The following is a 26,015-nucleotide window of genomic DNA, read 5'->3' on the forward strand; positions in this document are numbered from 1 at the left end:
AAGGCATTGGTGCGCATTGACTTTGGCAACTTTAATTAAGTAGTAAGTGTATTTAAAATGAAATGTGAGATTTTAAAAAAATCAGTGAAGATGCGAGCTTGTATACAAATCCAATTTCTGAACGAAAAAATATCGCTTAAAAATTCATCGTTGCCGCAACCAATACGGCAATAGCCGGCTCAGGAAAATCATCAGAAAATCGGAGGCCGGTTAAGGTTTGCCTCAACTCAAATTAGAGGGAGTAGGTTTTGGGCTTTGTAAAAACTTTTTCAAAAATTGTTACGCACACCTCTCCTTTTGTTATTGCCAATAAATTTTTAACACCAGGCACTATCAATAAACCCATTTTTAAAAAACATTTAAAAACCGCATATTGTATAAACTATAAACCAGGAAATTTTATGAGCATTAAAAATATTTTCGCGCTTGTTATTGTGGTGCTGCTAACGGTGGTCATTATGCAAAATACCGACAAGGTAAAATTTACCATTTTGTTTAGCGATGTGTACCTGCCAAAAGTAACGGTGATGACAGCCGTATCAGTAGCGGCATTTATTTTAGGTGTGCTGGTTGGCCGGCCAAAAAACAAGAAGTATGACATCGGCGAGCATTATGACAATATCCACGGAAAGGATAATCCCAAAACACTAAGCGACGAAGACAGGGACTACATTAATTAACCTGTGTGAGCAGTGAGCTGTGAATGGTGAGTAGTTTTCATTGCACCATTTATTAATTACTGCAGTTTCTTAAACGTTGTAAAAAACCTGGTTACTCTCTTCCATTCCCTGCAGATTTGGAGTAGCCTCAAATATCCCAAAAACCGATGCTCCACTCCCGCTCATACTGGCGTATAACGCACCATGTTCATACAGCTCTGCTTTTACGCCACGTATAACAGGCTGATCGCGGAATATATGGCCCTCAAAATCATTCTTAATGTGCCCTCTCCATGCCGTTAAGGGCATTTTTATAAGGTCGTATAAAGATTCTTTAACTGGCGCCGGTTTTACGCCTCTGTAGGCTTCTGAAGTAGATACATGGGCATCTGGCATCACCAATACAATTTTATAAGCCGAGAGGTCTAATTTGATAGGTTCAAACTCATCACCCTTCTCAAAAGCAAACACGGGCTTGCTTTCAATAAAGAAAGCACAGTCGGCGCCAAGCACCCGGGCATAGTCCATCATTTTGTCAGGCGATAAGCCCAACCCAAATTTTTCATTCATCAGCCTGATAAAAAAAGCAGCGTCTGAAGACCCGCCACCAAGCCCTGCTCCTATGGGAATATTTTTGTGCAGGTGTATTTTTACAGCCGGCAAATCAAAATCCTTTTTTAGCAAATGATAACCCTTGATGCAAAGGTTGTCGTCAAGGTTGCCAGGGATGTCCATACCCGATGATTCAAAGCTCAGTTCAGGGGCTTCTATCACTTCCAGTACATCGTTAATTTTTACCGGGTAAAAAACAGTTTCCAAATCATGATAACCATCCGGTCGGCGGTTAATTATATTGAGGCCAATGTTTATCTTTGCGTTTGGAAATACGATCATTCAAATTTGATTAACACCGATGTATTTTTACACATCCGTAGGATTCCAAAAATAGATTATTTTTATTTGTGTTTTAAAAAGTTGATTGAGGGGATAGTTAATTATTGAGTGGTTAAGCACTCTGAAAACTATTCACCCAATCAACCACTCACTCAATCAACAACAATGAAACAATACCTCGACCTGATGCAGCATGTGATGGATAACGGCGCGCAAAAACATGACCGCACCGGGACAGGCACATTAAGCGTGTTTGGGTACCAGATGCGTTTTAACCTGCAGGATGGCTTTCCGTTGGTGACCACCAAAAAGCTGCACCTGAAATCTATCATCCATGAGCTGATATGGTTTTTAACCGGCGATACCAATATCCAATATCTGAAAGATAACGGTGTACGCATTTGGGATGAGTGGGCAGACGAGAATGGCAACCTGGGGCCGGTGTACGGTTACCAATGGCGATCATGGCCAAAACCTGATGGCGGCCACATTGATCAGATAACCCAGGTTGTAAATCAACTCAAGAACAATCCGGACTCGCGCCGCATTATGGTATCGGCATGGAACGTTGCCGATGTTAACCAGATGGCACTGCCACCCTGCCATAGCCTGTTCCAGTTTTATGTGCAGCCTGCTGACACTGCAAAAGGCGAAACAAGAGGCAAACTATCATGCCAGCTTTATCAGCGCAGTGCCGATATATTTTTGGGTGTGCCTTTCAACATTGCATCATACGCTTTGCTCACTATGATGATGGCGCAGGTATGTGACCTGGACTATGGCGATTTCATCCACACTTTTGGCGATGCCCATTTGTACAATAATCACCTGGAGCAAACCAAACTGCAGCTTACCCGCGAACCAAAGCCATTACCAACAATGCGGATCAATCCTGAAGTAAAAGACATCTTTGGATTTAAGTTTGAAGATTTCACGCTGGAGAACTATGAACCGTGGCCGCACATTAAGGGAGCTGTAGCTGTTTAATAAATTTTGTAAATTTGTTTTATGACTACGACAGAGATAAGAGACGAAATACATAAAGTATTGGATCAGGTTCCAGAAGAGGCACTTCCTGACGTTTTAGGATTTCTTAAGGAATTACAAGTTCATTCATCAGATAAAATTAAGCTTGCAAATAATTTAAAAAAAATCCTTTCGGAAGACAGGGAGTTGCTTGAAAAGCTTGCTAAATGATAGATGCAAAAACTGTCGAGCGAATTCATAGTATTTTGATTGATGAATTTGGAGGGAGCAAGGGTATAAGGGACGTAGCTGGTTTAGAAGCAGCACTTGCCAGACCTTACATGACATTTGATCAAATAGATTTGTATCCAACACCTGTTGATAAAGCGACGGCGATTTTCGAGAGTCTTATTATTAATCACCCTTTCATAGATGGTAATAAACGTAGATGGTAATAAACGCATAGCTTATGTCTTGCTAAGGCTAACATTGCTTAATGAAGGTTTTGATTTTGTTGCTTCACAAATAGATAAATATGAGATGGCAATTTCCGCAAGTATGGGAATATTCGATTTCAATCAGATTAAAGATTGGTTAATTACCAAACTTATTAAAACTAACCAATGACAATATCCATAATAGTCGCTATCGGCGAAAATTACGCCATAGGTAAAAACAACCAGTTGCTTTGGCATATGCCTAATGATCTTAAACATTTTAAAAAGATCACATCAGGCCGTACCATTATCATGGGAAGGAAAACCTATGAGTCGGTAGGTAAGCCTTTACCAAACCGCCGCAATATTGTGGTAACCCGGCAGGATATTGTGATCCCCGGCTGCGAGGTGGTAAAATCAATAGACGAAGGTTTATCGCTTTGCGCGCATGAAGATGAAGTGTTTATTGGCGGCGGGGCCGAAATTTACCGGCAGGCCATGGATAAATGCGACCGGATCTATCTTACTATAATTCATAAAGATTTTGAAGCCGACACGTTTTTCCCGGAGATTGACTACCTGAAATGGACAGAAACAAGCAGGGAAACATTTGAGCCCGATGAAAAAAACCCGCTTCCCTATTCTTTTATCACACTTAACCGGGCCTAACAAAAACAATCAATATTTTGTTTCAATTAAAAATTTCATGCTTGTGAAATTTTATTAGATTTGCCGTCTTATTTTGAAAAGCTTATAAACTAATTAATTACATATTTAATTCGCGATGCAAGGAAAAGGGGTTATTAAATTTTTCGCCATTCTGCTGGCTGTAGTGTGCTTGTACCAGCTTTCTTTTACATGGGTGGCCCATAAAGTTGAGAAAGATGCCAAAGAATATTCAAAAGGCAACCCTGAAAAGGAAAAGGCTTATTTGGATTCGATATCTACTCAACCGGTATATCCTTTATTTAACCATACTTACCAGTATTGTGTTGACAGGGAACTTGCCTTAGGTTTAGATTTAAAAGGCGGTATGAACGTTACGATGCAAATTTCGTTACGTGAATTGGTAGAAGCATTATCAAACAAAAATCCGGATGTTGTTTTCAACCAGGCGTTAACAAACGCGCAAAAAAGAAGCGTTACCGAGCAAAAAGACTACATAACCCTTTTTGTTGATGAGTACGAAAAACTGGCGCCTAACGGAAAACTGGCTGCAATATTTGCAAACAGCAACAACCAGGAGAAATTAAAGTTCAACTCATCAAACAATGATGTTGAAACTTATTTGAAAGATCAGGCAAATACTGCTGTACAACAATCATACACTGTATTGCATACCCGTATTGATCAATTTGGTGTAACACAACCAAACATTCAGTTACAAAAAAGCACCAACCGTATCTTAATTGAGCTACCGGGTGTTAAAGAACCTGAACGTGTGCGTAAGCTTTTATCAGGAACTGCAAAATTGGAGTTCTATCAAACTTATGACAACACCGAAGTTTATCAGTTATTGGTTAACATCAATAGCCTGCTAGCAGCTAAAAACAAAACTGCTGCTCCTAAAGATACAACCAAGGCTGCCGCAACCGCTGCTAAAACACCAACATCTGCAAAAGATTCTGCAAACTCGTTATTGGCTAAGCTTAAAAACACAACCAGTAAAGATTCTGCAGGTTTAAACAACAAAACCCAGTTGGCTGCTCAAAACCCATTGTTCTCGGTAATGTCATTAGTTACTTACCAGGATGCAAGTGGCCAGCAACAATTAAACCCGGGCCCTATTGTAGGTTACTCTGCAGTTAAGGATACCGCTAAAGTGAACAGCTACCTGCGCAGTGCTGATGTAAAATCAGTTCTTCCGCAAAACCTGAAATTCCTTTGGGGTGTTAAGCCAATTGAGAAAACAAAGGTTTTTGAACTTTATGCTATCAAATTAGCAGGTGCCGAAAATGGCCCTGTATTATCTGGCGATGTGATCAATGACGCACGTAACGATGTTGACCAGCTTAAAGGCGGTTACGAGGTTACCATGTATATGAACTCACAAGGCGCGCAAAAATGGAAAACTGTTACTGCCGAAGCATCTGCCGGAGCACAGAAAAGAGCCATTGCCATTGTATTGGATGACAATGTTTACTCTGCCCCTAATGTACAGAACGAAATTTCTGGTGGTGTATCATCAATATCAGGTGGTAACTTCACTTTAGAAGATACAAAAGATTTAGCCAACGTATTAAAGGCCGGTCGTTTACCTGCTCCTGCCCGTATCATTGGCGAGGAGGTTGTAGGTCCGTCATTAGGCCAGGAAGCTATCAGCGCTGGTTTACTGTCATGTATCTTAGGCTTGGTGGTTATTTTGATCTTCATGATAGCTTACTACAACCGTGCAGGTACCGTTGCAGTAGTAGCCGTATTGGTAAACGTATTCTTCCTGATGGGTGTATTGATCAGCTTACGCGCTGTATTGACGCTACCAGGTATCGCAGGTATCATCCTGATATTAGGTGTGGCTGTTGATGCGAACGTATTGGTATATGAACGTGTACGTGAAGAGCTTGGCTTAGGCAAATCACTCCGCATAGCAATTGCCGATGGTTTTAAACATGCTTTACCATCAATTTTGGATGCCAACATCAGTACATTCTTAACAGGTGTTATCTTGTTCTTATTCGGCTCGGGCCCTATCCAGGGTTTCGCAACTACTTTAATGATCGGTATCGTAACTACTTTGTTCTGCTCATTACTGATCTCCAGGTTGATATTTGAATTTATGCTTGAAAAAGGCTGGGATATTAAATTCTCACGCCCATGGAGCTCACATACTTTTAAAAATGCAAACTATGCATTTGTTAAAAACCGCTTTAAATTTTACGCCTTCTCTGGTATATTCATTATAGCGGGTTTAGTATCAATGGTAACCCGTGGTTTTAACTATGGTGTTGACTTTGGTGGTGGCCACACTTATGTTATTAAGTTTACCAACCCTGTTACTACAGGTCAGGTTCATGAGGCAGTAGACGTTTCGCTTGGTCGTGGTACTGAGGTAAAAACTTATGGCACTGATAAGATCAGCATTAATACCAACTACCTTATCAATGATAATTCGCCTACGGCAGATGATAAAGTACAGGCTGCTTTATTAAAAGCATTAGCTACTACCCCGGCTACAAAGATCAGTGCAAACCAGATATTAAGTCATCAAAAGGTTGAAGCTACTATCGCAAATGAGGTTAAAGCATCGGCAAAATGGACAATCATCATCGCCATTATTGTTATCTCGGCTTATATATTGATCAGGTTCCGCAAATGGCAGTTTAGCTTAGGCGCCATGATAGCTACCGCGCATGATTCGTTACTGGTACTATCCTTCTTCTCTTTGTTTAAAGACGTATTACCATTCTCTTTAGATATTGACCAGGCATTCATTGCGGCCCTGCTTACAGTAATTGGTTATTCAATTAACGATACTGTGGTAGTGTTTGACCGTATCCGTGAGTTCCTTGAGCTTCATCATGCAAAAACTGATGATCCGGAAGAGGTAATTAACCATGCCATTAACAATACATTAAGCCGTACCATTATTACCGCTTTAACCGTGATAATGATCTTGGTTATCTTATTTGTGTTTGGTGGTGATGTTATCCGTGGTTTCTCATTCGCATTGCTAATAGGTGTTATATTTGGTACTTATTCGTCAATATGTGTGGCGACACCAGTAATCATCGACTTTGGGAAAAAAGACCTTAGGTAACAGTTAATGGTTAAATAGGTTGATTAAGTGAGTAGTTAACCATTCTCTTAATCAACTACTCACCAATAACATATTTTAAAAGGCTCCAAAGAACATTTGGAGCCTTTTTTGTTTTATATCAAGCTGGTAAGCTTAAACATAAAATCTACTATAACATGAGCAATACTGATCTATCAAAGTTTCCCGTAGTAGTTATCATAGGTGGTGGCTTTGGCGGTATACAAGTAGTTAAACAACTGGCCGATAAGCCAGTAGAGGTTGTATTAATAGATAAACATAATTACCACACCTTTCAGCCCCTGTTGTACCAGGTAGCTACGGGCAGTTTGGAGGCCGAGTCTATCGCTTTCTCGTTAAGAAAGAACTTTGATAGCCAAAAGAACCTGCGTTTCCGCAATACAGAGGTTACTCATATTGATACAGATAACAATGTTGTAGAAACCACCATTGGTTCTATAAAATACGATTACCTGGTTATAGCAACCGGTTCAACAACCAACTTTTTTGGTAATAAAGAGATTGAGCATTACGCTATGCCAATGAAATCAATCCCTGAAGCTTTGAACCTGCGTTACCTGGTACTTCAGAACCTTGAGGAGGCCATTTTAAAGCCCTCTAAGGAAGAACGCGCTCCTTTCCTGTCGTTTGTACTTGTAGGTGCCGGGCCTACCGGTGTAGAGCTTGCAGGCGCGTTAGCGGAGTTGCGTAATCATGTACTTAATAAAGATTATCCCGAACTGTCAAAAGAGGAAATGAAGGTTTACCTGGTAGATTTTTTACCAAAAGTATTAGGGCCTTTCTCTGACGAAGGATCAAAAGCCGCGCAGGACTTCCTGACCGGCATGGGTGTTGAGTTATTGCTGAATGTAAAGGTGGATAGCTATGACGGCCACGAAATAAAATTTGAGGGCGGCAAAAGCATCCTCACCAAAAATGTAATATGGTCTGCAGGTGTAATGGGTGTGATACCAGAGGGGATCGCAAAAGAAGGGATTGAACGTGGTAACCGCATCAGGGTTGATAATATTTGCCGTATGGTTGGCAGCAATAACATATTTGCCATAGGCGATGTAGCTGCCATGATAACTGACGAAACACCTAAAGGCCACCCGGGTGTGGCGCAGGTGGCTATCCAGATGGGGGAAACTACCGGTAAAAACATTATCCGCCTGTTAAGGGCCGAGCAACCAGTCCCTTTTAAATATAACGATAAAGGTTCATTGGCAACCATAGGCCGTAATAAAGCCATTGCCGATTTAGGAAAGATCAAATTCCAGGGATTTTTTGCATGGCTGATATGGATGTTTGTTCACCTGATATCGTTAATGGGTGGGCGTAACCGGGTCATCGTGTTCATTAACTGGGTGGCCAGCTACTTAACTTATAATGGTGGCAGCAGGCTCATAATCCGTAACTTTAAACGCGAAGAGTTACACCAAAAGGACGAACAGGTTTCCAAACCAGATTAATACATGCCCGAAACAATTCAAATAACCGAATGCCCGCGTGATGCCATGCAGGGCCTTCATGATTTTGTACCTACGGAAATAAAGGCGGCTTACATCAATCTGCTTTTACAGGTTGGCTTTGATACTATTGATTTTGGAAGTTTTGTTTCGCCCAAAGCCATTCCCCAAATGCGCGATACCGCCGAAGTTTTAAGCAAGCTTAACCTGGATAATACCCGCTCAAAGTTATTGGCTATTGTAGCTAATTACCGGGGGGCAGAAGATGCCGCAAGCCATGAGGAGATCACTTATCTGGGCTACCCTTTCTCTATATCAGAAACTTTCCAGCTGCGCAATACCAATACAACCATTCACCAGGCTTTTGATAATGTTAAGCAAATGGCCGCCTTATGCACCGCTAAAAACAAAACATTACTGGTATACCTGTCTATGGGGTTTGGTAACCCTTACGGGGATAAATGGGATACAGAGATAGTGCAGCAATGGACAGAAAAACTGGTCAATGAGGGTATTTATAATATTGCCTTGTCTGATACCATTGGCATAGCCACACCAGAGCAGATAAGTAACCTATACCCCGCTTTAGCGAATGAATTTTTGGGTGTGCAATTTGGGGTGCACCTTCACTCCACACCCGATACCTGGCAGGAAAAGATAGCTGCGGCTTTTGAAAGCGGCTGTACCAAATTTGACGCCGCGTTAAAAGGATATGGTGGCTGCCCAATGGCCAAAGATGAGCTTACAGGCAACATCGCTACCGAAAACCTAATAGCATACCTCTTACACCAAAATATCAACCTGGGGCTTAATTTAAATAAACTGAGCGAAGCGATGGATTACACCGGGAAGGTGTTTGGGTGAGGAAAGCGTTTAAGGATCAAAGGTGTCATTGCGAGAAGCGCAGCGACGCGGCAATGACATGGATTCTATCCCCCCTTCACCATTTTGTAATGCTTTATCCCGGCTTCTTCAAATTCGGGGCCTATCTTTTTAAAGCCAAATTTTTCATAAAGGGTTACGGCCGGTGTCTGCGCATGCAAATAAATGTAACCGGCATCGGCCGGCAGATCAGCTAAAACGGCTTTTACCAGTTCAGACCCTACACCTCCGCGAAATTTTGACAATACGGCAAAGCGCTCCAGCTTATAGCCCTTATCTGTTTTTCTCCAGCGGGCAGCACCTGCAGGTTCACCATCTACAGTGGCTAAAAAATGGGTAGATACATCTTCATTCTCCCACTCCAGTTCCGGCGGGCAGTTTTGCTCGTCAACAAACACTTTACGCCTAATGGCAAATACTTTTTCAAGGTCGGTGGGTTCACTAACTTTTAATACTTCTATTTTTGATTCTATTTTTGTAGGCATGCTGATAATGCGGTTTCAATTTAAATCCTGATAGTTTGGTTTGATGGTTCTCTTCTGCAGCATCTATTGAGTGTGTACAGGTCAGGTCATCTTCTTTCTCGGCGAGTTCGGATAATTTTACGTAAAATTTATGCAGCTGATCCAGATCTACCTCACTCAAATCTTCAATATCAACCATTCGGTTACTGGCTCCCTGGTGCGATGCAAGCAGTTCGTTTAATTTAAGATGAATGGCTTTTGAATCTTTATTCTGTGATTTTTGGATCAGGAAAACCATTAAAAAGGTGATAATAGTTGTACCGGTGTTGATAATGAGCTGCCAGGTATCCGAGTAATTAAATACCGGCCCGGTTAACAGCCAAACAACAATTGTAGACATAGCAATTATAAACGCGGCTGAACTGCCTGTTGCGGCTGTTGCCCAATTTGCAAATTGTTCAAATAAATTTTTATTTTTTTTGGCCATGGCTGATAGATTTTTACATATAACCTAAAAAAACCGCCAATGTTCTTAACAAAGGCGGTTTTCATTACTAAATGCTTTATAATACTATAGCTTGCTATTTACATCAATGCAATTAAGGTCGCCAAATGCTTCAGTAAGCCTTTTTACAAAGGTTTCTTCGCCTTTACGTAACCATACACGCGGATCGTAATATTTTTTGTTTGGAGAATCGTCGCCATCCGGGCTGCCTATTTGTGTTTGCAAATAGCCTTCTTTTGCCTGGTAGTAATCTTTTATGCCTTCCCAAAATGCCCATTGCATATCGGTATCAATATTCATTTTAATAGCTCCGTAAGATATCGCTTCGCGAATTTCTGCCTGGCTTGAACCTGACCCGCCGTGGAATACAAAGTTGATTGGCTTTTCTACTGTAAGGTTATGTTTTTGTTTTAAAAACTCTTGTGAGTTATGCAGGATCACCGGCTGCAGTTTCACATTACCCGGTTTATAAACACCGTGTACGTTACCAAAAGCCGCGGCAATGGTAAAGCGAGGGCTAACTTTTGAAAGTTCTTCATAAGCATAAGCTACTTCTTCTGGCTGCGTATATAAACGTGAGCTGTCAACATCAGAGTTGTCTACACCATCTTCTTCTCCACCGGTAACACCTAATTCAATTTCAACGGTCATGCCCATTTTGGCCATGCGCTCAAGGTATTTTGCAGATATTTCTATATTCTCTTCAATTGGCTCTTCAGAAAGATCAAGCATATGTGATGAAAACAATGGCCTGCCTGTTTCAGCAAAGAATTTTTCACCATGTTCTAACAAACCGTCAATCCAGGGCAATAATTTTTTAGCGGCATGGTCGGTATGCAAAATAACCGCAATACCATAATGCTCTGCCAGTAAATGCACGTGCTTTGCAGCAGATACACCACCTAAAATACAAGCCTGTAATTTTGAATTATCTAATGATTTACCGGCGTAAAACTGGGCGCCTCCATTTGATAACTGGATAATAACCGGTGAATTAACAGCTTTAGCTGTTTCCATTACGGCATTTATAGAATTTGTGCCTATAACGTTTACCGCCGGCAATGCAAACTGATGTTTTTTTGCTGCTTCAAATAGCTCCTGCACTTGATCGCCGTGCAGAACACCTTTATAATTTTTTAAATCCATGAGCGTTTGTTTGGGCCTCGAAGTTATAATTTAGATACGAGATTTAAGATATAGGACGAGAGTTTTTTTGGATTTCTCTTGTTTTATTGCTTTTCTATCTACTTTGTAATCACTAATCTTATCTCAAATATAATATCTCGTGTCTCAAATCTAAAATATTTTGTTTCTTTGCATTACTTGAAAGACTTAGAAATAGATATGGCGTGGTTTAAGCGGGAAATTAAAGGGATAATTACGACTACGGAAGAAAAGAAGGAAGCCCCTGACGGCATCTGGAATAAATGCCCGAATTGTAAGAAACCGTTACATTACTCAGAACAGGTAGAAAACCAATACGTTTGCCACTACTGCGGCTTCCATTTACGCATTGGTTCAAAAGAATATTTTTCAATATTGTTTGATGATAACCAGTTTACAGAATTGTTTGCCAATTTGCATTCTGGCGACCCGTTGAACTTTACTGATAGTAAAAAATATACCGATCGTGTAGCCGAAACACAGAAGAAAACCGGCCTGCAGGATGCTATACGTGCTGCGCACGGCAAAATGAACGGCCAGGAACTGATTATTGCATGTATGGATTTTAACTTTATAGGAGGCTCTATGGGATCTGTAGTGGGCGAGAAAATTGCCCGTTCTATTGATTACAGCATTGCAAATAAGGTTCCCTTTCTGATGATATCAAAATCTGGCGGGGCACGGATGATGGAAGCTGCATTTTCACTCATGCAAATGGCCAAAACATCTGCCAAACTTGCCTTATTAAGCCAAGCTAAGGTGCCTTATATATCTTTATTAACAGACCCTACTACCGGTGGTGTAACCGCATCATACGCTATGCTGGGCGATATTAATATTGCCGAACCCGGTGCGCTTATAGGCTTTGCCGGACCAAGGGTTATTAAAGAAACCATCAAAAAAGATCTTCCTAAAGGTTTCCAGACCGCTGAATTTGTACAGGAGCATGGTTTCCTTGATTTTATAGTAGACAGGCGCGAAATGAAAGAAAAACTGGCTTCATTTTTAAAAATGCTGACCCCGGTTGCAGAAAAACCTGAACCATCGGTATAAAATACTACAAACAAAAAAGGCCATCTGAATCAGATGGCCTTTTTTGTTTTGTCCATATGTCATACTGAATTTATTTCAATTGCGTGAGAGATGCCGAAATAAATTCGGCATGACGGTTGGTTGTTAAATAGCGATTTGGATTGTGTCCAATAAAAAAGCCATTCGTTAGTTTGACGAATGGCTTTTCTGTAAATTAAAATTTGAAAAGCTGTTATATCCCTTCAGTACCTGGCTCGTGGCCTAACATTCTGCCGGTTGTGCGGCCATGTGGGCGGCTGACAAAATCTGTTTTGGTAGCTACCCCTACTGATGGAAACTCATGCGGGTTAGGCGGAGTTACATCGTTTTGTTCGCTATATGAAGTATCGGCTCCTTGTTGTTGCTGGTTAACCTCTGTTTGGGTAGAATAGCCTGTTCCTTCATTATCAGACTCACGTTCTTCAGGAGTTTCATCCGGATGATTTTCCGGGTCAGATCCACCTGAATAATTACCTTCTGTGGTTGTACCGCTACCTTCCTCAGAAAAATCCCTGTTTGTTATATCACCATTATCCGGCGTGTCAAATGAGTTTACTCCGCTGCCCTGAGATTGATTATTTGAATCATCGCCCCAGATATTTTCATTGTTAGTTGTCATAGTCTTTGTTTTAATTGATATATAAAACAACCCATGAAATCGCACTATTGTTTTCTAAAAAAGAAATTTTATTAACCACCTATGCGCTTACAAGGCACAATTCGCGCAATTTGGCTACGGTGTAATCAACTTCGTCCTTAGTGTTATATTTTGAAAAAGAGAACCTTACCGAAGGCCTGTCCGGGTTAGCCCCTATAGCGGTAAGTACGTGTGAACCAATATCTGAACCCGAGCTGCACGCGCTGCCGCCTGATGCGGATATACCTGCAATGTCCAGATTAAATAATAGCATATCAGCCATTTCCATTTCAGGGAAAGAAGCATTTAACACCGTATATAAACTTTTAGCGGGGTCAGTTTCGCCATTAAAAGTTACACCCGGTACATGCTGCTCCAGCTTACTTTTCATGTATGATTTAAGGTCCTGGATATAGTTTTGGTGCTGATCCATTTCAGCATACGCCATTTCAAGGGCTTTGGCTAAACCTGCTATACCGTAAACATTCTCGGTTCCGCCGCGCATATTGCGTTCTTGTGCACCACCGTATATCATTGGGTTGATCTTAACACGATGGTTAATGTGCAAAAAGCCCACGCCTTTTGGCCCGTGCAGCTTGTGTGCCGCGCATACCATAAAATGCAATTTAAGCTTGCTTAGATCATGTTTGTAATGGCCAACAGTTTGTACCGTATCGCTATGAAAAAGAGCGTTATAAGCCTCGCAGAGATCACCTACCTTGTCCAGATCGGTAATAGTGCTTAACTCATTATTGGCATGCATTAATGATACAAAACTGCGTTCGTTATTCTTTAATAAAGTTTCAAGATGATCATAATCAACGTTGCCTTTACTATCAACATCGGCATAGCTTAATTTAATAACACCTGCTTTTTCCATAGCCTGTAGTGTATGCAAAACCGCATGGTGCTCCAGTTTGGTGGTAATAGCATGTGTTAATTTATGATCTACAATTCCGCAACGGATAGCAGTATTATCAGCTTCGGTACCACCGCTGGTAAAAAATATTTCGGCAGGCGAGGTATGCAGTAAACCGGCTATCGTTTTGCGTGAACGTTCAATTAATGTCCGTACCTCCCGGCCATGTGCATGTATGGATGAAGGATTACCAAATTGGTTTTCCATCACCTTGTACATTTCTTTTAAAACTTCAGGATCAAGAGCTGTAGTAGCGGCATTATCAAAGTAAACACGCATGTTAGTAAAAATTAGTGAGTTGGCGAATTACTGATTTAGTGAATTTAAATGACAGTCTTAAACAATCACTAAATCATTAATTCACAATTAATTAAGTTGTAATATTTCTTTTATATCTGTTATTATCTTGTTAGCCAGGTTATTCGCTACGGTTTCTGAGTTTCCTTCAGAGTATATACGGATAATAGGCTCGGTATTAGACTTGCGCAAATGTACCCATTCTTTATCAAACTCAATTTTTAAGCCGTCAATAGTTGAGTGCGGTTGTTTCTGATATTTCTCTTCAACTTTCAATAACAACGCGTCAATATCCATTTCGGGAGTTAGCGTAATTTTGTTTTTAGAGATAAAGTAGTTAGGATACGAGCTTTTAAGCACCGATACGGGTTTACCATACTTAGCTAAATGAGTTAAAAATAACGCTATACCCACCAGGGCATCACGGCCGTAATGTAACTCGGGATAAATAACCCCGCCGTTGCCTTCACCGCCTATAATGGCATTAACTTCTTTCATTTTATTTACCACGTTCACCTCGCCTACTGCCGCTGCATAGTATTCGCCGCCGGCATTTTCGGTAACATCACGCAGGGCACGGGTTGATGACAGGTTAGATACCGTATTACCTTTCGTCTTTTTCAACACATAATCGGCAACGGCTACCAATGTATATTCCTCGCCAAACATGCCGCCATCTTCGCAAACAAAGCAAAGGCGGTCAACATCGGGGTCAACAGCTATACCTATGTCGGCTTTTTTCTTTAAAACCTCCTGCGATAAAGCGATCAGGTTTTCGGGCAATGGCTCCGGGTTGTGCGGAAAATTACCAGTAGGTTCGCAATATAGTTCGTGAACGGTTTTAACGCCTAATGCTTTTAACAATGCAGGCACAAAAATGCCCCCGGTGGAATTAACGCAGTCAATTACCACCTTAAAATCGGCTTTAGCTATGGCTTCAACATCTACCAAAGGCAGGGCCAGTATCTTATCTATATGTTTTTGAAGATAGGTATCATCATTAATAACTTTACCCAGGTCGTTTACATCAGCGTATATAAAATCACTGCTTTCAGCAATTTCTAACACTTCTTTACCATCAATATCACTAATAAACTCGCCTTTTTCATTTAGCAACTTTAAAGCATTCCATTGTTTGGGGTTGTGGCTTGCGGTAAGGATAATACCACCGGCAGCCTGCTCATCCGGTACGGCAACCTCAACGGTTGGCGTGGTAGATAAACCTAAGTCTATCACGTCAATCCCTAAACCTTGCAAAGTGCCAATAACCAGATTGTTAACCATGGTACCCGAAATGCGTGCGTCACGGCCTAAAACGATCTTTTTTAACCCTGATCTTTTTACTGCCCAACTACCAAAAGCCGAAGTGAACTTTACTATATCCAAAGGGGTTAGGCCTTCACCTGCTGCGCCGCCAATTGTGCCCCTTATTCCCGAAATTGATTTTATTAGTGTCAAAATTAAAATAATAATAAGCTACAAAAATAAGATTATTTCAGTGATAGCAGTGTAAAATTCCTTTTCATTAAGGCTGATTTTATTGGCTATATTTGTTGATATTTCGCGTTTTTATCCACATTCATCCGCATAAAAGCAATGCCCAACCAGCTATTAGATTTTGACAGGCACCTTTTTTACTTTATTAACCACGACCTGTCAAACACTTTTTTCGACTGGATAATGCCGCTGATGCGTAATCCCCAATTTTGGATCCCGCTTTACCTGTTTATTATTGCTTTTTGCCTTTGGCGATATAAAAAGCAAGGCGCTATACTCATAGTAATGTTAATATTAGCCGTAGGTTTTGCTGATTTTACCAGCGCCAGCCTCATCAAAAAATATGTAGTAAGGGTTCGCCCGTGCAGGGATGTGGTTACATCGGCTACAGTAATTAGCAGGGTGCCGTGTGGTACCGGCTACAGCTTCCCCTCTACCCATGCTACCGACCATTTCGCCATAGCCCTGTTTTTAAACTGCTTATTTTTAAAAAAATGGCCCTGGGTATTACCAGCCTGCGTTTTGTGGGCAACCATTATTTGTTTTGCACAGGTATATGTAGGAGTGCATTTCCCGGTAGATGTAATCTGCGGGGCAATTTATGGCAGTTTAGTTGGATGGTTATTCGCTGCCGGGTTTAAGAAGTTGCAACCGGAATTTACCGCCTGATTACTAATTGACTTACTGCACAATCCCTTCTCCAATTATATAAAATGGCAAAGTGTTCCGTTCCGCTAAAAGCGGAACACTCCGTAAAAAATCGACTCTTTTTTTAATCCTGATGGCCTCTTTGCATGATTAATACCGCAGGCAGATTGCGTGCCAAACGTCAAAAAAAACTCTAAAAATCTCTAATTAATTCTAAAAATCTCTATTTATCTCTTTTTTGCGACGCAATTATGCAGCAAAATACAGTGCGGAAAAACAGGCTCTCAGGAATTGAAAAATCTCAAAATAAAAAAAATGTTTGCCGGGATACAAATACCGGTGGATATCAAAAAGTGTTTGTGAAGATACAAACACCGGTGGGTTTATATATATATATCGCAGCCCAACTCCGCATTTCGGTGTCCTCACCGAAATCTTTAAGCAAATCGCCGGGTGCAACTGTTTACAGGGACACAAACACCAGGCATATTTTTATCTTGATTCCTGGCTCTTGAATCTAACCTCTTGATTCTATATTAAGAGATTACCCCCTCATCTTATCCAGCAGATCGCTTAGCTGGCCAGCTTCTTCTTCGGTAAGGTTTTGTTTAAACAGGTCTTTTGTTTTGAATTCGGCACCCATTTTTTCAAGGACACTTAACCCTTCCTCACTGATGCGGATATCAACCGCGCGGCGGTCGCTTGAATTGGTACAACGAGAAACCAATCCCTTTTGTACCAAACGATCAACAATGCGCGATGCATCAGACATTTTATCAATCATTCGTTCCTTTAAAAGGTTTACGGTTGCGGGCTTTGGATACTGGCCGCGTAAAATTCTAAGAATGTTGAATTGTTGCTGGGTAAGTTTAAATTTCTCAAACTCGGGGCGCATGTAATTCGTGATCCAACCATAGGTATAGTTGAGGTTGATAACTGCTTTGTGGTAGTTATCTTCAAAATTCGTGCTTTTTATATCTTCCTCTATTCCCATTTATTAACGAAATGCATGCAAATATAATTATTTATCTCTTGTTTTACCGGTCTGCTTTTCCCGGCCATAACTCCAGGGACAGTGCAGGCATTTGTTTTTACAGCAATAGCCCCGTTTTAAGTGATACTCTTTGGTAAACACAAAATTCCCTTCCTGGTTTATATAATAATCAATATTCTCCTGCAGCATTAGCTCAGCAATTTCACAAAAATATCATTATTAAAATAATTCTTAAGGTGTGTACCGTTTCCATGCAGTGTCCAGATCTGTTTTGGTTCGGTCTGTTTAACGGTTTCAATGATGTCGTTCCAATCGGCATGGTCAGATATAAAAAGCGTGTCCTGCGCGTTCACCTGCAGGTTTTTCCATCCCGATGCAAACAATCTTTTCACCCCCGTAGCCCTAAAATAGCTGTCAAAAGTAAACGGCGGAACGATGTAGATCCATTCCTCCTGTGTTTTCATCAGCTTGCGGCCATATATCTGATGGTTACCCAACTCAAACCCCATTTTTTGATAAATGGCATTAATAGGCATAATACGGTGATGCACCAATATCTTTTTTTGCGGCGCGTGCTCATTTATCATCCGGATCAATCGCTGGCTCTTACCCAGGCTATAAGCCCCTAACAGAATATTTATTTTAATGTCGTTCAGTTTTTTGATCTCTTCTACCGGGTTTGGGTGCATAACCCCGGGGTCGGCAAAAGTGCTTTCGGTTATCAGCACATCAGCTTTCACAAATTCATATGGTTCGCAGGTGGCATCTGGCTGTAACTTATAATCGCCGGTGTACAAATAACGGGTACCTTCGTACTCCATTAATATTTGTGCAGAGCCGGGCATATGGCCCGCCGGGATAAAGGTTAGCTGTACATTGCCAATATTAAACGCCGCGTTATAATTGGTCGTATAAATGACCTTACCTGCACTTTTGCCATAGCGTAATTGCATAAAGGCCAGGGTAGCGGCAGTGGTATAAATATGGTGGTTGCCGCTTACGGCATGGTCTGCATGGGCGTGGGTGATTACCGCTTTGTTTACAGGCTGTTTAGGGTCGAGGTAAAAGTCGCCGTATTTGCAGTACAAACCGTTGTCATCAAAAACAACAAAATCGTCAATTATCATTTATCAGGAGCAAGAGATAGGTACAATTGGTGCAGTTTTAAAACCTGTGGTATCACCAGTTGCGTATCATCGTTTATAATCAGATCATTAGCCATTTCGCGTTTCTTTTCTTCGGGAAATTGGCGTGCATTGCGGCTTTGTACTTCTTCGGCAGAGATACCATCGCGCTGCATAACACGTTTGGTGCGCAGATCCAGCGGGGCGGAAACCATTATTGTTCTGTCACACATTTTATAAGAATCACTTTCAAACATTAAAGCGGCTTCTTTCATCACATAAGGCACTTTATCATCAAACTGCAAAACCCAGTTATCAAAAGCACGAAAAACGGCAGGATGCACCAAAGCATTCAGCTTTGTTAATTCATCGTTATTATTAAACACAATAGCGGCAATGTGCTTACGGTTTAAAGTACCATCGGCAAAGTAAGATTCATTGCCAAAGGCTTGTTTAATGCCCGCTATAAGCAGGCTATCGGTTACCATCACTTTTTTAGCTTCATCATCAGCATAAAAAACAGGGATACCCAATACCTTAAAAATTTTAGAAACAGTTGTTTTACCGCTGCCAATATTACCGGTGATGCCTACTTTAAACATTATTTTTTAATAATAAAGTCAATATTTTGCGGCTCTATCTTCACAATTTTGCTGTACGATGGCAAGCGGGTGAGCGTTACCGGCAATACAGTGTAACCGCTTACACGCCATTTATCCAAATCGGCAACGGCTTCAAAATCATCTTCATTAGCATCGGCATACTTGGTTAACGATGTGGTGAAAGTAACCCTTACCTTTTGCGGGAAGATCCTTACATCATAGTAGTTATGATTGTTTATCAGCTTAACGGGTATCTCCATTGTTTTTTCGGTAAACTCATCAATGGGGATGTTCACTATCACACTTTTGGGGACTATATCCAGGTTACCCTCTCTAACCGATTGCAGCCTTACACGCGAGCTAAAGCTTTCGTTAATATCATTTAGCTTAACAGAATCTGTTTTCCATGATCTTATTTTAGCCAATACCTCTGCCGGGCCGCTTATAGTTACAAACGCGGGTTTAATAATTACATTATCTGACTGTGCAAACTGGCGCTGATAATCAATAGCGCTTACCAATTGCACCGGCACCTTCTTAATAGTACGGTTTGAGAAATCAAAAAACAAGGTATCGGGGTTAAAGGCAATGATCTGGTGGTTCAGTTCTTTTTTCAGGTTGATCTGCTTTAACTGCGTGTTAAGCACAATATAATTCTTGCTATCCAGCGTATGCAGATCAATGCTAACCGGTTTTTGCTCGCCATCCATTTTTGAAAAGAGCATTTGCCAGCCGGTTCCCTGTACAACAGCATTAATAGTATCAGACTGCAGCGGGTGGAACGCCCGTTTTAAGGGCGCATTTTTAAAAGTGATAACTTGTTTTACAGTATACCTGTATGGGTTAGACAAAGTGGTAAACAACCATGCAAAAATAGCAAACACCAGGCAGGTAATAAACGCAGATAAGCGCCGGCGTTCAATTGCAGATAGTTTAATTATTGCCATTTTTATGCTTAAAAGCAGAAAGCGAAAAGCTGAAAGCCGAATGAAAATATTTTCGTCTTAAGCTTTTCGCTCTTGTAATTTATGGTGTTAGGGGCCTTAAGCATTGTGCTTTTAGCCTTAAGCTTTGTAGCTTACTTATTTACAACCGGAGTATTTAGCGCTTTTGAAGCTTCTAATGATACTGCAGATTTATCAAAACGGATACGGCCACCGCCTTCAGTTTCGATAAGGAAAGTAGTATCGGCAATTTCATATATTTTGCCGTGGATACCGGCTGTTGTAACAACTTTATCGCCCTTTTTAAGTTCGTCTACATATTTCTTCTGGTCCTTTTGTTTTTTCATTTGCGGACGGATCATGAAGAAATAAAACACCACTGCAATTAACCCGAACATAATTAATTGCTGGTAACCTAAGCCTCCACCGGCTTGTAATAAAATAGTTGCTGTCATTTTTTTGTTTATATAAATTAAATTGGAGTTACCTCACCAATTAAATGAACCATGCTTTGCGCAGGGTTGGTATTGGCGGTAATGGTAATTTGTTTATCCTGCAGGCCCATTTTACCTACACTACTAAAGGTTACTTTAATTTCACCTTCTTCACCCGGTTTAATAGGTGTACTTGGCCACTCAGGTTTGGTACAGCCGCAGGTTGCAACCGCATCTTTAATAATCAATGGCGATTTACCGGTATTGGTAAACTTAAAAGCATAAGTTACTTTATCACCTGCCTTTATTTTGCCAAAGTCATGTGTTTCTTTTTCAAATTTAACAACAGGCGCATTGGTTGCACTGGTATTACCGGCATCAGCGGTAGTTGCCGCGGTAGCATTAGTTCCTGAATTTGAGTTGCAGGCAGTCATGAGCATACCGGCAACAATTGTACATAAAAACAGCTTTTTCATTGGTTGTTATTCTATTAATCCTCTGCCTATTTTCCTTATTTTATTTTGGGCTTTAAGTTCAAATAAAATCTTGTCTAAGATACCGTTAATAAATGAATTACTTTTAGGTGTACTAAACTCTTTGGATATTTCCAGGTACTCGTTAATGGTAACCTTTACGGGTATCGATGTAAAATTAATAAATTCTACAATAGCCATCTTCATTAATAAAGTATCCATCATTGCTATACGGTCCGGCTCCCAATTCTGGGTCTTTTCTGCTATCAATGCCTGGTATTCTGCATCATGGCGAATGGTTTGTTCATACAGGTTAATAACAAACTCGCGGTCTTCTACCCAATTGCCGCTTATTTCTGCCAGTTGATTTTTCTCTAACTCTTCATCAAAAGAGAAATTCTTGAATGTTTTGGCTATAAGTGCCTGTAGTACCTCACGATCTACCGGCCAAAAAATAAACTTATCTTCAAAAACCTGCTCGGCTAATGATGATTTCAGGATAACTTTCTTGAAAATGAATTTGATAATGTCTTTATCAGACTGGATACTGTCATCCGTTTTTGCCAGGTACTCGGCATAATCAGGCGAGGCTTTCAGCGTATCAAACAATGACTTTGCCAGCTCGGGATCAAAAGACCACTCTACCTTATATTTTTTTACAGCGGCTATATACTCTTTGTTTTGAACCAGCGATAAAATGAATTTGTTGCTTAGCAATTTAACATTGGCATTCAAATCTTCGGCTGTAGGTAAATGTTTATTGGCTCTTTCTTCCGCATCGCGCGAAGTATAGTCAACTACCTCATTTATAAGAGATAGCATCCATATGTACATTTCAAAAACCTGGTCAATACTATTTAGCAGAAATTTTTCATGTACCTTAATTTCTTTAGTGTTTGACTGGTGGAACGCGTACAGCGACTGTAACACTTTTACCCGTAGGTGCCTTCTATTTAACATTTTGTAAGAACGATTATGACCTGGTAACCCTGGCCGACATGATAATTATTAATAGGTTGATTTCACTTTTTTAATATCTGCTATCCGTTTCTCGGCAATTCTATTTGCCGCATCAATAGTAGAAATGTTTTCGGCTTTAGAAAGTTTTAAAACATTTCGCGTTGCCTCATAAATATTTTCGGTAAGCTGCATTGTGCGCTTTTTGCTGTAGCCCATTAACTCCGAATAGCAGTTAATGATGCCCCCTGCATTTATTACATAGTCGGGTGCAAACAGTATGCCTTTATCCAGCAGCATCTGCCCGTGTAATGATTCGTCCTGCAGCTGGTTATTGGCCGAACCGGCTATAATAGCGCATTGCAGTTTGTTAATAGTTTGTGTATTGATAGTTGCCCCAAGCGCGCAGGGTGCGTATATATCAGCATTAATATCAAATATGGTGTTGTTTGAGATGGCTTCGGCCCCGTATTTTTTTGATACCTGGCGTGTGCGGTCATCGTCAATGTCGCTTACGTAAACCTTGGCATTTTCATCACGCAGCAACTTCACCAAATGTTCACCTACGTGCCCTATCCCCTGCACAATAACCGAGCGGCCGGTGATACTGTCATTGCCATAAAGTTCTTTTACGGCTGCCTTCATGCCCATAAAAACACCCATAGCCGCTACCGGGCCAGGGTCGCCGGTGCCACCCATAGTTTCGGGTACACCCGTAACATGCTGGGTCTCCATGCGTATGTATTCCATATCGCGTGTATTGGTACCTACATCTTCTGCTGTAATAAATTCTCCGTTAAGGTTTTTTATGAACCGGCCAAATTTGCGCAGTAACGCTTCGGTTTTATCCCTGCGCGAATCGCCTATAATAACCGCCTTGCCACCACCCAGGTTAAGCCCTGTAATGGCCGATTTATAGGTCATGCTTTTTGAAAGGCGCAATACATCCTGCAAAGCTTCGCTCTCGGTTTTATAAGCCCACATGCGGGTACCACCCAAAGCAGGGCCCAATGTGGTATCATGAATTGCGATGATTGCTTTTAAGCCTGTATCCGGATCGCTGCAAAACACAACCTTTTTATGTCCGTATGTTTCAAGCTGGTTAAAAATACTATCAGTGTGTTGTTGAGCAGGCATTGTAATAACGGCAAAGTGTTTAGTGTCTCGGCGCTACAAAAGTAGCTGTTTTTTTTATTGTGGCAAAGTTTAAGTAGCGATGAGGAACGAATGGGTAAAAAGTGAGGCATGAGTAACCACGATTTTTGTCTTTAAACTTTAGTCTTTTCATCCTTTATCATGTTTGAATTCCAATCCACTTACCGTACTTTTGAATTTCTATCTTCCGGACTTTCGGGCATCCCGGCTTTCGGACTAAAAACATGAAAGAACTCGCATACCTAAATAAATTCTTCTATAAATATCGCTGGCGACTGGTTCCGGGTATATTGTTTGTTATCATATCAAACATTTTCGGCGTACTGCCTGCACAGGTTATCCGCGTAGCGTTTGATCTGGTTACCGAAAATATTGGCGTTTACCAGCTATTTACGGGCTTTAACAGGCAAAACATTATCTATGATATATTTGGCTCCAGCTTAATGCTATTTGGCGTACTGGTGTTAATATTAGCTTTGCTAAGGGGAATGTTCTTATTCTTTATGCGGCAAACGCTGATACTCATGTCGCGGCATATTGAGTACGATCTGAAGAACGAGACCTACAGCCATTACCAGCGCCTGTCACTTGCTTTTTACCGCCGCCATAACACCGGCGACCTCATGAACCGTGTTACCGAGGATGTAAGCCGTGTGCGTATGTACCTGGGGCCGGGCATTATGTATACCATTAATACGGTTGTACTTTTTGTGCTGGTGATATATGCCATGCTTACTGTGAATGTGCGTTTGGCAATATTTTCTGTACTGCCCTTACCTATTTTGGCGGTTATTATATTTTATGTAAATACGGTTATAGAGTTTAGGAGCGAGCAGATCCAGAAACGCCTTTCTGCATTATCGAGCTTTGTGCAGGAAAACTTTTCGGGCATCAGGGTAATTAAATCATATGTGCGTGAAGGTTTTGTACGCGGCAAATTCGCTGATGAAAGCGAAGATTATAAAACGCAAAGCATGGCTTTGGCAAAGGTGCAGGCCATGTTTTTTCCGGCAATGCTGCTCCTGATAGGTTTGAGTAACGTAATTACCATGTACATAGGCGGCGTGGAGGTAATGAAGGGTAACATTACCGCCGGTAATATTGCCGAGTTTATTGTTTATTTAAATATGCTGGCCTTCCCGGTAATATCATTGGGGTGGGTTACTTCATTGATACAGCGTGCCGCGGCTTCGCAAAAGCGCATTAACGAGTTTTTACATGAGCAGCCGGAGATCATCTCTCCAGATGTACCGGCACGGCACCTTGCCGGTAAAATAGAGTTTAAAGATGTATCATTTGTTTACCCAGATACCGGTATCAATGCTTTAAAGCAGGTATCGTTTGTAGCCAATCCCGGCGAAATGGTGGCAATTATTGGCCGCACAGGCTCGGGGAAATCAACCATTGGCAATTTAATTATGCGCATGTATGATACTACCGGCGGGCATATATTAATAGACGATAAGCCTATTACCCGCCTTAACCTGGATAGTTACCGCTCGCAAATTGGTTTTGTACCACAAGAGGTTTTTCTGTTCTCAGATATTATATCGCACAACATTGCTTTTAGTGCCGATGTGCTGGATATGCCGCGTGTTGAGCAGGCCGCTAAAGATGCAGCTGTTTACAATAATATTATAGGGCTGGAGAACGGCTTTGAAACGCTTATTGGTGAGCGTGGTGTAACCTTATCAGGCGGGCAAAAACAACGGGTAAGTATTGCAAGGGCTATAGTTAAGCAACCGCAAGTGCTTATTTTTGATGATTGCCTGTCGGCAGTTGATACCCGTACAGAGGAAGAGATACTGAACAACCTGGGCCGGATAATGCAGGGCAAAACCAGCATTATTATATCGCACCGGATATCAACCATAAAAAATGCCGATAAGATATTGGTATTACATAATGGCGAAATAATTGAGCAGGGTACCCACAACCAGCTAATGGATTTGAAGAGCGCATATTTTGAATTGTACGAGAGACAATTACTTGAAGAAGAGGAAAAAGCATAAAAATGCAACCCTTACAATTTAATTGCGTAAAAGTTTATGTAAATGGTTTAATAATATCGCATTTAGTAGTTGCGATTTAAAAAAATATTTATATTTATGCCAACCAAAACTATTACGATACACAATTTATGGGAGATTTTGAAAACAGAGAGCGTGAAGAGGTTTACTCAAAGAAGGTTAGAGCCGGGAAGAGAACTTATTTTTTTGATGTAAAAGCGACCAGGTCAAACGATTATTATATAACTATTACAGAAAGTAAAAAACGTTTGGAAGATGGCGTTTTTATTAAGCACAAGATCTTTTTATACAAAGAAGACTTTGAGAAATTCGCCGAAGGTTTAAAAGACACCGTAGAATATATTAAAGACCACCAGGAAGTAGTTGAGAAACGTTACGAATACAGCGAAAATCCTGAAATTGCAAAAGCTGATGAGGATTTTTCCTTTTAAAGAAGACAACAATACTCCAACCTAAATTATAATAGTACCCTGCCCTATGGCAGGGTATTTTTGTTTAAAAATTATATTATCTGCTGCTCATTATACCAATTGCCCCGCCTATTATAGCTGCAATAAATATTAAAGCGTATAAGGATATAATAACTATTGTTGTAATTCCCCAGAGCTTAAAAAATGATTTTAGTTTGCCAAAGGCGGTAGTTATTTCTGCCGAATTACTATGTAGTATCCCATTTTTAATACGGCTGCCAAATTGGTATATGTAAAGCGAAAAAAAGAAATAGAAAACGGCAAGCAGGATATATACAAAGCTTAAAAAGCCACCCATTGCCGCCGGGTAAGGCGTAGCGGCTTCAGGCTGAAGTTTAGACATCATACTAAATATACTGCCTACAAATAATGAACCTAAAACAAATATGCCAGAAAGTACAAAGCCCACTATCCCTAAAAAGTAAGCCCACTGGCCGGCCTTTTGCAGATAATATTGTGCTTCGTCAGACAAAATAATTTGTGGTTCGGCAGTTGGTTCAAGTTGGTTTTCTGTTGTTTCCATGTTGAATTTAAGGTTTAGTTTCCTTAAAGTTATAAACTAAATGTTA

At 40.8% G+C, this 26,015-nt stretch carries 29 protein-coding genes; 12 read left to right on the forward strand and 17 right to left on the reverse strand.

From position 1 onward, the window contains the following. Positions 1 to 401 precede the first annotated feature (401 nt). A complete protein-coding gene (locus WC743_RS16770; RefSeq protein WP_373013689.1) occupies positions 402 to 680 on the forward strand; it encodes a hypothetical protein in 279 nt (92 codons plus the stop codon). Between the two features lie 69 nt (positions 681 to 749). On the opposite strand, the gene ispE is transcribed toward WC743_RS16770, so the two are convergent. Then, the gene (ispE, locus tag WC743_RS16775) at positions 750 to 1,553 is read right to left on the reverse strand and encodes a 4-(cytidine 5'-diphospho)-2-C-methyl-D-erythritol kinase (RefSeq protein WP_373013690.1); all 804 of its coding nucleotides are present in this window, start codon (positions 1,551 to 1,553) and stop codon (positions 750 to 752) included. Between the two features lie 165 nt (positions 1,554 to 1,718). On the opposite strand from ispE, the gene WC743_RS16780 reads away from it, so the two are divergent. The 7 genes from WC743_RS16780 (at position 1,719) to WC743_RS16810 (ending at position 9,043) form a co-directional block, all read left to right on the forward strand. Beyond that, positions 1,719 to 2,540: a thymidylate synthase gene (locus WC743_RS16780; protein ID WP_373013692.1), complete on the forward strand. Its 822-nt coding sequence runs from the start codon at positions 1,719 to 1,721 to the stop codon at positions 2,538 to 2,540. A gap of 21 nt (positions 2,541 to 2,561) precedes the next feature. Continuing rightward, the gene (locus WC743_RS16785) at positions 2,562 to 2,750 is read left to right on the forward strand and encodes a hypothetical protein (protein ID WP_373013694.1); all 189 of its coding nucleotides are present in this window, start codon (positions 2,562 to 2,564) and stop codon (positions 2,748 to 2,750) included. Continuing rightward, entirely contained in the window at positions 2,747 to 2,974 is a 228-nt protein-coding gene (locus tag WC743_RS16790; RefSeq protein ID WP_373013696.1) for a type II toxin-antitoxin system death-on-curing family toxin, read from the forward strand. The genes WC743_RS16785 and WC743_RS16790 overlap by 4 nt, the downstream gene beginning before the upstream one ends. Before the next feature lie 168 nt (positions 2,975 to 3,142). Continuing rightward, entirely contained in the window at positions 3,143 to 3,625 is a 483-nt protein-coding gene (locus tag WC743_RS16795) for a dihydrofolate reductase (protein WP_373013698.1), read from the forward strand. 115 nt (positions 3,626 to 3,740) lie between these two features. Then, positions 3,741 to 6,713, forward strand: coding sequence for a protein translocase subunit SecDF (secDF, locus tag WC743_RS16800; protein WP_373013700.1), 2,973 nt, complete (start codon positions 3,741 to 3,743; stop codon positions 6,711 to 6,713). Between the two features lie 155 nt (positions 6,714 to 6,868). Beyond that, entirely contained in the window at positions 6,869 to 8,182 is a 1,314-nt protein-coding gene (locus WC743_RS16805; RefSeq protein ID WP_373013702.1) for an NAD(P)/FAD-dependent oxidoreductase, read from the forward strand. A gap of 3 nt (positions 8,183 to 8,185) precedes the next feature. Then, entirely contained in the window at positions 8,186 to 9,043 is an 858-nt protein-coding gene (locus tag WC743_RS16810; RefSeq protein ID WP_373013704.1) for a hydroxymethylglutaryl-CoA lyase, read from the forward strand. Positions 9,044 to 9,108: 65 nt separating this feature from the next. On the opposite strand, the gene WC743_RS16815 is transcribed toward WC743_RS16810, so the two are convergent. The 3 genes from WC743_RS16815 to fbaA all read right to left on the reverse strand — a co-directional run bounded on the left by WC743_RS16815 (position 9,109) and on the right by fbaA (position 11,176). Beyond that, entirely contained in the window at positions 9,109 to 9,546 is a 438-nt protein-coding gene (locus WC743_RS16815; protein WP_373013705.1) for a GNAT family N-acetyltransferase, read from the reverse strand. Then, on the reverse strand, positions 9,503 to 10,012 hold the full coding sequence (locus WC743_RS16820) for a low affinity iron permease family protein (protein ID WP_373013707.1): 510 nt from the start codon (positions 10,010 to 10,012) through the stop codon (positions 9,503 to 9,505). The genes WC743_RS16815 and WC743_RS16820 overlap by 44 nt, the downstream gene beginning before the upstream one ends. A gap of 84 nt (positions 10,013 to 10,096) precedes the next feature. Then, positions 10,097 to 11,176 (reverse strand): class II fructose-bisphosphate aldolase, encoded by a 1,080-nt coding sequence (gene fbaA, locus WC743_RS16825; RefSeq protein WP_373013709.1) that lies wholly within the window; start codon positions 11,174 to 11,176, stop codon positions 10,097 to 10,099. 198 nt (positions 11,177 to 11,374) lie between these two features. On the opposite strand from fbaA, the gene accD reads away from it, so the two are divergent. Beyond that, positions 11,375 to 12,247, forward strand: a complete 873-nt coding sequence (gene accD / locus WC743_RS16830) for an acetyl-CoA carboxylase, carboxyltransferase subunit beta (protein WP_373013766.1) — start codon at positions 11,375 to 11,377, stop codon at positions 12,245 to 12,247. A 211-nt stretch (positions 12,248 to 12,458) separates the two neighbouring features. Here accD and WC743_RS16835 read toward each other — a convergent pair whose 3' ends face one another. The 3 genes from WC743_RS16835 to glmM all read right to left on the reverse strand — a co-directional run bounded on the left by WC743_RS16835 (position 12,459) and on the right by glmM (position 15,576). Beyond that, complete coding sequence (locus WC743_RS16835) at positions 12,459 to 12,884, reverse strand: hypothetical protein (protein WP_373013711.1); 426 nt, start codon at positions 12,882 to 12,884, stop codon at positions 12,459 to 12,461. Positions 12,885 to 12,963: 79 nt separating this feature from the next. Further along, positions 12,964 to 14,100 carry a cysteine desulfurase family protein gene (locus WC743_RS16840; protein ID WP_373013713.1) on the reverse strand — a complete coding sequence of 379 codons (1,137 nt, stop codon included), beginning with the start codon at positions 14,098 to 14,100 and terminating at the stop codon, positions 12,964 to 12,966. Positions 14,101 to 14,187: 87 nt separating this feature from the next. Next, positions 14,188 to 15,576: a phosphoglucosamine mutase gene (glmM, locus tag WC743_RS16845; protein WP_373013715.1), complete on the reverse strand. Its 1,389-nt coding sequence runs from the start codon at positions 15,574 to 15,576 to the stop codon at positions 14,188 to 14,190. A 138-nt stretch (positions 15,577 to 15,714) separates the two neighbouring features. Here glmM and WC743_RS16850 point away from each other — a divergent pair, with 138 nt between their 5' ends. After that, positions 15,715 to 16,284, forward strand: a complete 570-nt coding sequence (locus WC743_RS16850; protein ID WP_373013717.1) for a phosphatase PAP2 family protein — start codon at positions 15,715 to 15,717, stop codon at positions 16,282 to 16,284. Between the two features lie 523 nt (positions 16,285 to 16,807). Here WC743_RS16850 and WC743_RS16855 read toward each other — a convergent pair. The 9 genes from WC743_RS16855 to WC743_RS16895 form a co-directional block, all read right to left on the reverse strand. After that, a complete protein-coding gene (locus WC743_RS16855; RefSeq protein WP_373013719.1) occupies positions 16,808 to 17,257 on the reverse strand; it encodes a MarR family winged helix-turn-helix transcriptional regulator in 450 nt (149 codons plus the stop codon). Between the two features lie 27 nt (positions 17,258 to 17,284). Continuing rightward, positions 17,285 to 17,446, reverse strand: a complete 162-nt coding sequence (locus tag WC743_RS16860) for a DUF5522 domain-containing protein (RefSeq protein WP_373013721.1) — start codon at positions 17,444 to 17,446, stop codon at positions 17,285 to 17,287. Then, on the reverse strand, positions 17,446 to 18,384 hold the full coding sequence (locus WC743_RS16865; RefSeq protein WP_373013723.1) for an exonuclease: 939 nt from the start codon (positions 18,382 to 18,384) through the stop codon (positions 17,446 to 17,448). The genes WC743_RS16860 and WC743_RS16865 overlap by 1 nt, the downstream gene beginning before the upstream one ends. Continuing rightward, positions 18,381 to 18,983 (reverse strand): dephospho-CoA kinase, encoded by a 603-nt coding sequence (coaE, locus tag WC743_RS16870; RefSeq protein WP_373013725.1) that lies wholly within the window; start codon positions 18,981 to 18,983, stop codon positions 18,381 to 18,383. The genes WC743_RS16865 and coaE overlap by 4 nt, the downstream gene beginning before the upstream one ends. Then, positions 18,983 to 19,930 (reverse strand): CdaR family protein, encoded by a 948-nt coding sequence (locus WC743_RS16875; RefSeq protein WP_373013727.1) that lies wholly within the window; start codon positions 19,928 to 19,930, stop codon positions 18,983 to 18,985. Before WC743_RS16875 ends, coaE begins: the two co-directional genes overlap by 1 nt. A 131-nt stretch (positions 19,931 to 20,061) precedes the next feature. Continuing rightward, positions 20,062 to 20,382, reverse strand: a complete 321-nt coding sequence (gene yajC / locus WC743_RS16880) for a preprotein translocase subunit YajC (RefSeq protein ID WP_373013729.1) — start codon at positions 20,380 to 20,382, stop codon at positions 20,062 to 20,064. Positions 20,383 to 20,399: 17 nt separating this feature from the next. Continuing rightward, positions 20,400 to 20,837 carry a DUF1573 domain-containing protein gene (locus WC743_RS16885; protein ID WP_373013731.1) on the reverse strand — a complete coding sequence of 146 codons (438 nt, stop codon included), beginning with the start codon at positions 20,835 to 20,837 and terminating at the stop codon, positions 20,400 to 20,402. A gap of 6 nt (positions 20,838 to 20,843) precedes the next feature. Further along, positions 20,844 to 21,794: a transcription antitermination factor NusB gene (gene nusB, locus WC743_RS16890; protein WP_373013733.1), complete on the reverse strand. Its 951-nt coding sequence runs from the start codon at positions 21,792 to 21,794 to the stop codon at positions 20,844 to 20,846. A gap of 48 nt (positions 21,795 to 21,842) precedes the next feature. Further along, the gene (locus WC743_RS16895) at positions 21,843 to 22,928 is read right to left on the reverse strand and encodes a Glu/Leu/Phe/Val dehydrogenase (RefSeq protein ID WP_373013735.1); all 1,086 of its coding nucleotides are present in this window, start codon (positions 22,926 to 22,928) and stop codon (positions 21,843 to 21,845) included. Between the two features lie 242 nt (positions 22,929 to 23,170). Here WC743_RS16895 and WC743_RS16900 point away from each other — a divergent pair, with 242 nt between their 5' ends. Both WC743_RS16900 and WC743_RS16905 read left to right on the forward strand, forming a co-directional pair. After that, the gene (locus tag WC743_RS16900) at positions 23,171 to 24,958 is read left to right on the forward strand and encodes an ABC transporter ATP-binding protein (RefSeq protein ID WP_373013737.1); all 1,788 of its coding nucleotides are present in this window, start codon (positions 23,171 to 23,173) and stop codon (positions 24,956 to 24,958) included. A 128-nt stretch (positions 24,959 to 25,086) separates the two neighbouring features. Further along, entirely contained in the window at positions 25,087 to 25,407 is a 321-nt protein-coding gene (locus WC743_RS16905) for a DUF3276 family protein (protein WP_373013739.1), read from the forward strand. 76 nt (positions 25,408 to 25,483) lie between these two features. Here WC743_RS16905 and WC743_RS16910 read toward each other — a convergent pair whose 3' ends face one another. Continuing rightward, positions 25,484 to 25,969 (reverse strand): DUF5362 family protein, encoded by a 486-nt coding sequence (locus WC743_RS16910; RefSeq protein ID WP_373013741.1) that lies wholly within the window; start codon positions 25,967 to 25,969, stop codon positions 25,484 to 25,486. Between the last annotated feature and the right edge of the window lie 46 nt (positions 25,970 to 26,015).

Source organism: Mucilaginibacter sp., assembly GCF_041660805.1.
Lineage (GTDB): Bacteria > Bacteroidota > Bacteroidia > Sphingobacteriales > Sphingobacteriaceae > Mucilaginibacter.

Coding starts and splice junctions, on each gene's coding strand:
- WC743_RS16770 (WP_373013689.1), top strand. CDS start 402: ATGAGCATTAAAAATATTTTCGCGCTTGTTATTGTGGTGCTGCTAACG.
- ispE (WP_373013690.1), bottom strand. CDS start 1,553: ATGATCGTATTTCCAAACGCAAAGATAAACATTGGCCTCAATATAATT.
- WC743_RS16780 (WP_373013692.1), top strand. CDS start 1,719: ATGAAACAATACCTCGACCTGATGCAGCATGTGATGGATAACGGCGCG.
- WC743_RS16785 (WP_373013694.1), top strand. CDS start 2,562: ATGACTACGACAGAGATAAGAGACGAAATACATAAAGTATTGGATCAG.
- WC743_RS16790 (WP_373013696.1), top strand. CDS start 2,747: ATGATAGATGCAAAAACTGTCGAGCGAATTCATAGTATTTTGATTGAT.
- WC743_RS16795 (WP_373013698.1), top strand. CDS start 3,143: ATGACAATATCCATAATAGTCGCTATCGGCGAAAATTACGCCATAGGT.
- secDF (WP_373013700.1), top strand. CDS start 3,741: ATGCAAGGAAAAGGGGTTATTAAATTTTTCGCCATTCTGCTGGCTGTA.
- WC743_RS16805 (WP_373013702.1), top strand. CDS start 6,869: ATGAGCAATACTGATCTATCAAAGTTTCCCGTAGTAGTTATCATAGGT.
- WC743_RS16810 (WP_373013704.1), top strand. CDS start 8,186: ATGCCCGAAACAATTCAAATAACCGAATGCCCGCGTGATGCCATGCAG.
- WC743_RS16815 (WP_373013705.1), bottom strand. CDS start 9,546: ATGCCTACAAAAATAGAATCAAAAATAGAAGTATTAAAAGTTAGTGAA.
- WC743_RS16820 (WP_373013707.1), bottom strand. CDS start 10,012: ATGGCCAAAAAAAATAAAAATTTATTTGAACAATTTGCAAATTGGGCA.
- fbaA (WP_373013709.1), bottom strand. CDS start 11,176: ATGGATTTAAAAAATTATAAAGGTGTTCTGCACGGCGATCAAGTGCAG.
- accD (WP_373013766.1), top strand. CDS start 11,375: ATGGCGTGGTTTAAGCGGGAAATTAAAGGGATAATTACGACTACGGAA.
- WC743_RS16835 (WP_373013711.1), bottom strand. CDS start 12,884: ATGACAACTAACAATGAAAATATCTGGGGCGATGATTCAAATAATCAA.
- WC743_RS16840 (WP_373013713.1), bottom strand. CDS start 14,100: ATGCGTGTTTACTTTGATAATGCCGCTACTACAGCTCTTGATCCTGAA.
- WC743_RS16850 (WP_373013717.1), top strand. CDS start 15,715: ATGCCCAACCAGCTATTAGATTTTGACAGGCACCTTTTTTACTTTATT.
- WC743_RS16855 (WP_373013719.1), bottom strand. CDS start 17,257: ATGGGAATAGAGGAAGATATAAAAAGCACGAATTTTGAAGATAACTAC.
- WC743_RS16860 (WP_373013721.1), bottom strand. CDS start 17,446: ATGCTGCAGGAGAATATTGATTATTATATAAACCAGGAAGGGAATTTT.
- WC743_RS16865 (WP_373013723.1), bottom strand. CDS start 18,384: ATGATAATTGACGATTTTGTTGTTTTTGATGACAACGGTTTGTACTGC.
- coaE (WP_373013725.1), bottom strand. CDS start 18,983: ATGTTTAAAGTAGGCATCACCGGTAATATTGGCAGCGGTAAAACAACT.
- WC743_RS16875 (WP_373013727.1), bottom strand. CDS start 19,930: ATGGCAATAATTAAACTATCTGCAATTGAACGCCGGCGCTTATCTGCG.
- yajC (WP_373013729.1), bottom strand. CDS start 20,382: ATGACAGCAACTATTTTATTACAAGCCGGTGGAGGCTTAGGTTACCAG.
- WC743_RS16885 (WP_373013731.1), bottom strand. CDS start 20,837: ATGAAAAAGCTGTTTTTATGTACAATTGTTGCCGGTATGCTCATGACT.
- nusB (WP_373013733.1), bottom strand. CDS start 21,794: ATGTTAAATAGAAGGCACCTACGGGTAAAAGTGTTACAGTCGCTGTAC.
- WC743_RS16895 (WP_373013735.1), bottom strand. CDS start 22,928: ATGCCTGCTCAACAACACACTGATAGTATTTTTAACCAGCTTGAAACA.
- WC743_RS16900 (WP_373013737.1), top strand. CDS start 23,171: ATGAAAGAACTCGCATACCTAAATAAATTCTTCTATAAATATCGCTGG.
- WC743_RS16905 (WP_373013739.1), top strand. CDS start 25,087: ATGGGAGATTTTGAAAACAGAGAGCGTGAAGAGGTTTACTCAAAGAAG.
- WC743_RS16910 (WP_373013741.1), bottom strand. CDS start 25,969: ATGGAAACAACAGAAAACCAACTTGAACCAACTGCCGAACCACAAATT.